The sequence below is a fragment of the Azospirillum sp. P4_B5 genome, assembly GCF_056402275.1.
This window is the reverse complement of record NZ_JBFUHT010000098.1, coordinates 1-4,980: the sequence shown is the minus strand read 5'-3', so window position 1 is coordinate 4,980 and position 4,980 is coordinate 1. Positions and strand designations below refer to the sequence as shown.

At 62.3% G+C, this 4,980-nt stretch carries 6 protein-coding genes; 4 read left to right on the top strand and 2 right to left on the bottom strand.

What is annotated here, in order from left to right; genetic code table 11:
• Window positions 1-199, top strand: a 199-nt coding sequence (locus AC1DVI_RS31880; protein WP_476961393.1) for a hypothetical protein, incomplete at its 5' end; no start/stop codon positions are given.
• Window positions 200-652: 453 nt separating this feature from the next.
• Here AC1DVI_RS31880 and AC1DVI_RS31875 read toward each other — a convergent pair.
• Entirely contained in the window at window positions 653-841 is a 189-nt protein-coding gene (locus AC1DVI_RS31875) for a hypothetical protein (RefSeq protein ID WP_476961392.1), read from the bottom strand.
• Window positions 842-1,361: 520 nt separating this feature from the next.
• On the opposite strand from AC1DVI_RS31875, the gene AC1DVI_RS31870 reads away from it, so the two are divergent.
• Genes AC1DVI_RS31870 through AC1DVI_RS31860 form a run of 3 tightly spaced genes read left to right on the top strand, consistent with a single transcriptional unit; the run spans window position 1,362 to window position 4,461 of the window.
• A complete protein-coding gene (locus tag AC1DVI_RS31870; protein WP_476961391.1) occupies window positions 1,362-1,937 on the top strand; it encodes a cupredoxin domain-containing protein in 576 nt (191 codons plus the stop codon).
• Between the two features lie 11 nt (window positions 1,938-1,948).
• Window positions 1,949-3,679, top strand: coding sequence for a copper resistance system multicopper oxidase (locus AC1DVI_RS31865; protein ID WP_476961390.1), 1,731 nt, complete (start codon window positions 1,949-1,951; stop codon window positions 3,677-3,679).
• Window positions 3,680-3,732: 53 nt separating this feature from the next.
• The gene (locus AC1DVI_RS31860) at window positions 3,733-4,461 is read left to right on the top strand and encodes a copper resistance protein B (protein ID WP_476961389.1); all 729 of its coding nucleotides are present in this window, start codon (window positions 3,733-3,735) and stop codon (window positions 4,459-4,461) included.
• Window positions 4,462-4,612: 151 nt separating this feature from the next.
• Here AC1DVI_RS31860 and AC1DVI_RS31855 read toward each other — a convergent pair whose 3' ends face one another.
• Window positions 4,613-4,909 (bottom strand): DUF4167 domain-containing protein, encoded by a 297-nt coding sequence (locus tag AC1DVI_RS31855; protein WP_476961388.1) that lies wholly within the window; start codon window positions 4,907-4,909, stop codon window positions 4,613-4,615.
• Between the last annotated feature and the right edge of the window lie 71 nt (window positions 4,910-4,980).

Below are 4,980 nucleotides of genomic sequence, written 5' to 3'. Positions count from 1 at the left end.
GGCGGGAGCAGGGACAGCAGAGATTTTGACAAGGAAATCAGAGCACTCAGGAAAGGGATGCCGTTCCCCCTATGTGCTCACTGTCGCCCGCAAGTGCACTCACGCTGCACCAAAAACGCGGAAGGACCAGTTCGGGATGTCGTTTGACAACTTCCCCACCACGAACGTGCTCTGGACGACCGCCGAAGAAAAAACTTGACCTTCCAGCGGCTGGAAGCATCACGGTGAATACGGGGCCAACCAGGAGGAAGGGATGTCGAAACTCAAGATCGGTGGGATAAACCTGTCGTGCCAGTGCTCAGGCTGTCACAAAGGCTGCCGAGACGGTACCAAGGGGCGAATGCACCCTTGTAAACCTGAAAGCTGGCAGAGTGCACGTTGGAAACGGTGTCGATGCAATCACCGTCCGTTGGGCGGCCAAGGACACCAACAAGCACGACCTTCGCGAGACGGCGTAAAACTGCCGCGGCCGAAACCGCCCGAGCATCGTCGCGCATCCAAGGTCTCCAACTCTTGGGTGGCCCCGACGAGCATTGGGGTAACATTCTAACGGCATCCTCAGCTGAACCTCTGCGTTTTCGTCAGGCACTTGCGCTCTCAGTGTCAGCGCAGCTATGTTGAAACAACACGGGCACGGTCCGCGGACATGGGTTCAACGGCAGGCATGCGTCTCACTCGTCTCCTGACGGCAGTGTTGTTCGGCGTCCTCCTCGTCGGCTGGGGAGCCTTCGCCATGCCCAACGCCGCGGTCGCCGCTATGCCACACCAGGCGATGGCGATGGGCGCCGAAGCTACGGTCGACTGTGACCAGCAGGCTGAACACCGAGATCATCAGGATCACGGCACGGACCATTCCAAGCTCACCCACGACGGGTGCTGCGCGATGGCCTGTGGCATGTCCGCCTTGGCCCCAACCCAACTGCAGATGATCCCCATAGAGTGGACAACCGCCGGCCTTCTATTCGGCGACGATACGCTTCGCGACCGGACCGTTTCCCCCTTGCGCCGTCCGCCCAGACCGGCTGCCTAAGGCCACACTGCGTAAGCAACGCGGAGTGAGGCTTTCTGCGCTTGTCCCCATCGGCGGAACGAGCCGACCCCAGCGTCGAACCAGATCACGGTTTCTAAGCGGGAACGATCGCCTCGCAAGCCCCAGTGGCACCTGCCACCTGGAATGCTCGCCTGGGCTCGCCGGCTTCATTCTCGTGCCCAGCCGTGGTCGGTTTGCTCGCTGACTGCCATTCCATCGCTGCCAATTTCGGCACTTCCAGTGCTGGTCGGCCAACCGACACCGGCACCGGAAGGCGAATCCCTTGTGGCGACTCCGCATTGGAATCGTCACCAGATGAAGGACACCCAAAATGCGTCTGAACAACCGGACCCTGTCCACCGCCGCCGCGCTGATGATCGGTGCCAGCCTCCTCGCTGCTCCGGCTGCGACTTTCGCCGCCCCCGGCGGGGCCGGACACAAGCATGACACCGCCGCCATTGGTGAGCCTGCCAAGGCGACCGCCAAAACGCGGACCGTCCAGATCACGATGGGCGACAACTACTACGAGCCGAACACCGTCCAGGTGAAGGCGGGCGAAACGGTCCGCTTCATCGTCACGAACAAGGGCGAATTCCTGCACGAGTTCAACATCGGCACCGCCGCAATGCACGCCGCCCACCAGAAGGAGATGGCGATGATGATGGAGCACGGGATGCTCACCCCGACCGGCATAAACAAGGAGATGGCCAACATGGACCATTCCAAGATGCCGGGCATGGAAGGGACGTCCATGAAGCATGACGACCCGAACAGCGTCCTCGTCGAGCCCGGCAAGACCAAGGATCTCACCTGGAAGTTCACCAAGAACGCCGTCCTTGAGTTCGCTTGCAACATACCCGGCCACTACGAGTCCGGGATGGTCGGCAAGGTCGACATGCAGCGCTGAGGGAGGACCACATGCACATTGCACCTCGCGGCCTCTCCCGCCGGGATGCCCTGAAGCTCGCCGGAGCGGCGGGCTTGGCGGGCATCGTCACGGTCTATCCTGGGCGCCATGTCTTCGCGGCCTCCGGCCCGCCCCTTGAATTGGCGGTCGAGCGAACCCGCATCACCATCGACGGGGAGACCAGCAACGCCATTGCCATCGGCGGTTCGATTCCGGCACCGACGCTCCGATGGCGCGAAGGGGAGGAGGTGGTCATTCATGTGACCAACCGGCTGAACGAGCCTACCTCGATCCACTGGCACGGCCTGCTGCTTCAGGGCGTCATGGACGGGGCGCCGGGCTTCAACGGCTACCAGCCGATCATGCCGGGACAGACCTACACTTACCGCTTCAAGCTCCGGCAGGCAGGGACCTATTGGTACCACAGCCATTCCGCCTCGCAGGAGCAGGAGGGCATGTACGGCGCCATCGTGATCGAGCCCGCCGACCGCGACCCGGTGCGGGCCGATCGCGACTACGTCGTCCTGCTCTCCGACCACACCCCCGAAGCACCGGAGGCGGTGCTGCGCAAGCTCAAAGTCAGCGAAGGGTACTACAACAACAATAAGCGAACCCTAGTGGACCTCTTTCGGGACGCCAGCCGCGATGGCTTTGGAGCTACCATGCGCGACCGGCTCGACTGGGGCGAGATGCGGATGGACGCGACCGATCTCGCCGACGTGACCGGCTATCGGTTCCTCGTTAACGGTAAGGGGCCACGGGACAATTGGACGGCGCTCCACAAGCCAGGCGAGCGCGTGCGGTTGCGGATCATCAACAGCTCCGCGATGACGATCTTCGACGTCCGCATTCCCGGCCTCCCGATGACGGTCGTGGCCGCTGATGGGCAGAACGTGGTGCCGGTGAAGGTGGACGAGTTCCGCTTCGGCGTCGGCGAGACCTATGACGTCATCGTCATGCCCACAGAGGATAAGCCCTTTACCTTCTTCGCCGAGCCGATCGACCGCACGGGCTTCGCCCGGGCCACGATTGCAACCAGCCAGGGCGTGGAGGGCGAGATCCCGGAGCGGCGCCCGCGTGCCGTCTTGACGATGGCCGACATGGGGATGTCGCATGGCGGCATGGATCATGGCTCGATGGCTGGCATGGACCATGGAGCGATGAAGGGCATGGACCATGGGGCGATGAAGGGCATGGACCACAGCAGCATGCCCGGCATGGACCATGGATCGATGGCTGGCATGGACCATGGGGCGATGGGGAGCAAGGACCAGGCGACCGGATGGGCCGACGCGGGCACGCCGCCCGGCGCGAAGGCGCTATCCTACGCCGATTTGAAGTCGCTCACGAAGAGGAAGGATCTCCGCGAGCCCTCGCACGAGATCGAGGTCCAGCTGAATGGTATGATGTCCCGATACATCTGGACCCTGAATGGCAAGAAGTTTGATGAGGGCGCCCCGATACGGGTGGCCTACGGAGACCGCGTCCGCATCAAGTTCGTCAACACGACCATGATGGCTCATCCCATGCATCTGCATGGCATGTTCGTAGAGCTTGAGAACGGGCAAACGGACAGAATGCCAAAAAAGCACGTCGTCCTCGTGCCTCCTGGTCAGAGCACCTCAGTCCAGCTGTCGGCGGACGAGCCCGGCGAATGGCCGTTCCACTGCCACCTCCTCTACCACATGGCCTCCGGCATGATGACGCGGTTCATCGTCGAGCCGAGGACCGCGAGCCTCTGAGCGGGAAGTAAAACATGCGAACGATAGTGATGAGCCTGGGAAGGGCTGTGCTCGTGGCTGGAGCCATCGCCCTGTCGCTTTCGACAGCGGTCGCACGGGCCGCCGAAGAGCCCCGGCCCGACCATCAGGCCGAACGGTTTCATGAGGAGCCGCCGATCATCGGGACCTTTCTGGTCGACCGTCTGGAGCATCGCTGGCGGGACGGTGAAAACTCGTTGGATTGGGAGGCGCAGGGCTGGATCGGCGGTGACACCAACAAGCTCTGGTTCAATTCCAAGGGCAGCAAAGTGGTCGACGGAAAGTTGGAAAAAGCAGAGTTCCAGCTTCTCTACAGCCGCATGGTCTCAGAGTTCTGGGATGCACAGATCGGCGTGCGGCATGACGTGCGACCCGAGCCGCAGAAGACTTATGGCGTGCTCGGGTTTCAGGGGCTGGCACCGTACTTTTTCGACGTGACCGCTCAGCTGTTCGTCAGCGAGGATGGTGATTTCAGCGCCCGCCTTGAAGCAGAGTACGATCTTCTCATCACCCAGAAGCTCATCCTCCAGCCGGTGGCTGAGGTGAACGCCTCGGCCCAGCGGGTCTCGGAGATCCATGTGGGCCAAGGCATCAACAATGTCGAACTCGGCCTGCGGCTGCGCTATGAGTTTGCCAAGGAGTTCGCACCCTATGTTGGTGTAAGCTGGGAGCGTAAGCTGGGCGAGACCGCCAACATTGCCCGTGGTCACGGCGAGGACCCGAGCGACCTGGCCTTCGTAGCCGGTGTTCGATTCTGGTTCTAAGCATGACCGGGCCSGTCGCGCAAAGCGACCGGCCCCCCAAAAAGGAGACAGGCCAGAGAGCTTTGAACCGTGCCGGGCTTACCGGAGGCCATTTGGCATAAGCCAAGCGGCCACGACTCGAGGACACCACTAACGGCGGACCAGCAGAACCTCAGGGATCGTAGCGGCCGTGGGCCACACGGAACCAGTGCTCCGCGTGCTGACGACAGGTTTCGGTTTCGACGGAATCGCCGGATCGCTCAGCATCATCGGCGCGGGCGAGCCACTGGCCATATTTGTGCTGTGCAGAACCATTGACCTTCTGGCGCGCGCGCCGGGGCTCCCTGCGCGGCCTGCCGTTGGGCCCCTTTACCGAACCGGGGCTGCCGACTGTCAAACGACATCCCGAACTGGTCCTTCCGCGTTTTTGGTGCAGCGTGAGTGCACTTGCGGGCGACAGTGAGCACATAGGGGGAACGGCATCCCTTTCCTGAGTGCTCTGATTTCCTTGTCAAAATCTCTGCTGTCCCTGCTCCCGCC

Coding starts and splice junctions, on each gene's coding strand:
- AC1DVI_RS31870 (WP_476961391.1), top strand. CDS start 1,362: ATGCGTCTGAACAACCGGACCCTGTCCACCGCCGCCGCGCTGATGATC.
- AC1DVI_RS31865 (WP_476961390.1), top strand. CDS start 1,949: ATGCACATTGCACCTCGCGGCCTCTCCCGCCGGGATGCCCTGAAGCTC.
- AC1DVI_RS31855 (WP_476961388.1), bottom strand. CDS start 4,909: ATGTGCTCACTGTCGCCCGCAAGTGCACTCACGCTGCACCAAAAACGC.